General features: G+C 47.4%; 1 protein-coding gene. It reads left to right on the forward strand.

Features of this window, described 5'->3' with window-relative positions:
* On the forward strand, positions 1–559 hold a 559-nt coding region (locus FK530_RS27660; RefSeq protein WP_500487596.1), incomplete at both ends, for a thiamine pyrophosphate-binding protein.

The following is a 559-nucleotide window of genomic DNA, read 5'->3' on the forward strand; positions in this document are numbered from 1 at the left end:
GGTAAAGGCTCTCCTAACAAAGAGGGATCGGAAGCGACTCATGGCGCTCCTCTTGGCGCTGATGAAATTGCTGCAACAAAAGCAAGCCTTGGCTGGAATTATGGTCCTTTTGAAGTACCTGAAGAGATCTATCAAGCTTGGGATGCACGTACTGCCGGCGATCAACGTGAAGAGGAGTGGAATAGCCGCTTCGATGCTTATGTTGCTGATCACCCCGAAAAAGCCGATGAACTTCTTCGCAGAATTGCAGGTGAACTTCCCGATAACTTTGAAGAGATCTTTGCCGCAGCGCTCAAAAGCGTCAATGAGAAAGAAGAGAATATTGCAACTCGTGTTGCAAGCAAAAATGCACTCGACCTCTTAGCGACAAATCTTGCCGAGATTGTCGGTGGTTCTGCAGACTTAACACCTTCTAACAATACCTTCTTCAAAGGAAGCCGAGATCTCGATATCACAACCGGTGAAGGAAACTATATCCGCTTCGGAGTACGTGAATTTGGAATGGCGGCGATCATGAACGGTTTAGCGCTCTATGGCGGATTTATCCCTTATGGTGCAA

The sequence above is a fragment of the Tsukamurella conjunctivitidis genome (assembly GCF_007858475.1).
GTDB classification, from domain to species: Bacteria; Actinomycetota; Actinomycetes; order Mycobacteriales; family Mycobacteriaceae; genus Tsukamurella; species Tsukamurella conjunctivitidis.